This is a genomic window from Kitasatospora sp. NPDC059599, assembly GCF_042735125.1.
Lineage (GTDB): Bacteria > Actinomycetota > Actinomycetes > Streptomycetales > Streptomycetaceae > Kitasatospora.
Map to the genome: position 1 here is coordinate 1 of NZ_JBHWCL010000296.1, position 2,282 is coordinate 2,282.

The following is a 2,282-nucleotide window of genomic DNA, read 5'->3' on the forward strand; positions in this document are numbered from 1 at the left end:
GGTCTGCGGCGACACCGCGCTGACCTTCGCCGAGCTGAACGCCCGGGCCAACCGGCTCGCGCACCGGCTGATCGCGGCGGGCGCCGGACGGGAGTCCGTGGTCGCCCTCGCGCTGCCGCGCTCGGCGGACACCGTGGTCGCGATGCTGGCCGTACTCAAGGCCGGCGGCGCCTACCTGCCGCTGGACGGCGAGTACCCGGCCGACCGCACCGCCCACATGCTGGCCGACGCCCGCCCGGCACTGGTGCTGACGGACGAACACTGGCCACTGCCCGAGGTCCTGGCCGGGTTGCGCACCCTCGACGTCGCCGAGCCGACCGGGGACAGCGCCGGCCTCGCCCGCCACGAAGCCGACGACCCGGAGCCGGGCATCGACCCGGGCGACGCCGCCTACGTCATCTACACCTCCGGCTCCACCGGCCGCCCCAAGGGCGTCGTGGTCCCGCACGGCGCCGTCGCCGCCCTGCTGGCCGCCCACCGGGCCACGCTGATCCGCGGCACCGGGCAGGCCCACGGCCGGCAGCGGATCGCCCTCACCGCCTCGCTCTGCTTCGACGCCTCGCTGGAGCCCGTGCTCTGGATGTACGCCGGGCACGAGCTGCACCTGATCGGCGACGAACTGCGCCGCGACCCGGCGGCCCTCGTCCGCCACACCGCCGACGCGGGCATCGACGCCCTGCACATCACCCCGTCCTACACCGAGCAGCTGATCGAGGAGGGCCTGCTGGACGCACCCGCGCCGCGACTCCTGCTGCTCGGCGGCGAGGCCGTCGGCCAGGCGCTGTGGCAGCGGCTGCGGGAGCACCCCGACACCGCGGGCCACAACTTCTACGGCCCGACCGAGGCCACCGTCTACGCGCTCACCCAGCCGTTCGACGCCGCCGAGCGCCCCGGCCTGGGCGGCCCGATCGCCGGTGTCCGCGCCCACGTCCTGGACGAGCACCTCAACCCCGTCCCGGTCGGGGTGCCGGGGGAGCTGTACCTGGCCGGCGCCGGCCTGGCCCGGGGCTACCTGGGCCGGCCTGGCCTGACGGCAGAGCGCTTCGTCGCCTGCCCGTTCGCACCCGGGGACGGGGCGCGGATGTACCGCACCGGCGACCTGGTCCGCCGCACCCGCGACGGCGGCCTGGAGTTCCTGGGCCGCACCGACCACCAGGTCAAGATCCGCGGCTTCCGGATCGAACTCGGCGAGATCGAGCAGGTGGTCGCCCGCCACCCCGCCGTGCGTCAGTGCGTGGTTGCCGTGCGCGAGAGCGACACCGGCGACCGCCGACTGGTCGCCTACTGCACGGTGGGCCAGGCGTCGCCCGAACTCGCCGTCGAGCTGCGGCGGTTCGCCGCCGGGTCGCTGCCCGGCTACATGGTCCCGGCCGCCGTCGTCCTGCTGGACGCGGTGCCCCTGACCGGCAGCGGAAAGGTGGACCACCGGGCGCTCCCGGAGCCGGACTTCGGCGCGCTGTCGGCGGGCCGGGCGGCCCGCACGCCGCAGGAGGAGATCCTCTGCGGACTGTTCGCGGAGGTGCTCGGCCTGGACGCGGTCGGCGTCGACGACGACTTCTTCGACCTGGGCGGCCACTCCCTGCTGGCCACCAAGCTGCTCAGCCGGGTCCGGACGGTGCTGGGCGCCGAGTCCGGTATCCGGGACGTCTTCGAGGCGCCGACGGTCGCCGGGCTGGCGGCCCGCCTGGGCACCGGTCCGGGCCCGCAGCGCCTCGCGCTGACGGCCGGGGGCGAGCGCCCGGACCGGGTGCCGCTGTCCTTCGCCCAGCAGCGGCTCTGGCTGATCGACCGGATGGAGGGCCCCGGCGCCCTCTACAACCTGCCCCTCGTCCTGCGGGTGGCGGGGGAGCTGGACACCTCGGCGCTGGAACGCGCCCTCGGTGACGTGGTCGCCCGGCACGAGAGCCTGCGCACCCTGATCGCCGAGGAGGACGGCACCCCGTACCAGCGGATCCTGCCCGCCGCTCAGGCCCGGGTCGGCGTCGAACTGCTGCCGCCGGGCACCGCCCCGGAGCTGTGCACCGCACGGGCCTTCGACCTGGCCGCCGACCTCCCGGTCCGCGCCCACGTCATCCCGGCCGCGGCCGGCGAGCACCTGCTCGTCCTCGTCCTGCACCACATCGCCGGCGACGGCTGGTCGATGGGACCGCTGCTGTCCGACCTCGCCACGGCCTACGCGGCCCGCACCGACGGCGCCGCCCCCGGCTGGTCGCCGCTGCCCGTGCAGTACGCCGACTACGCGCTCTGGCAGCGCGAGCTGCTCGGCGACGAGGACGACCCGG

At 76.0% G+C, this 2,282-nt stretch carries 1 protein-coding gene; it reads left to right on the top strand.

Going from position 1 to position 2,282, the window contains the following annotated elements; all coding sequences use genetic code 11:
* A partial coding sequence (locus tag ACFV04_RS43640; RefSeq protein ID WP_380536639.1) for an amino acid adenylation domain-containing protein occupies positions 1–2,282 on the top strand: 2,282 nt, incomplete at both ends.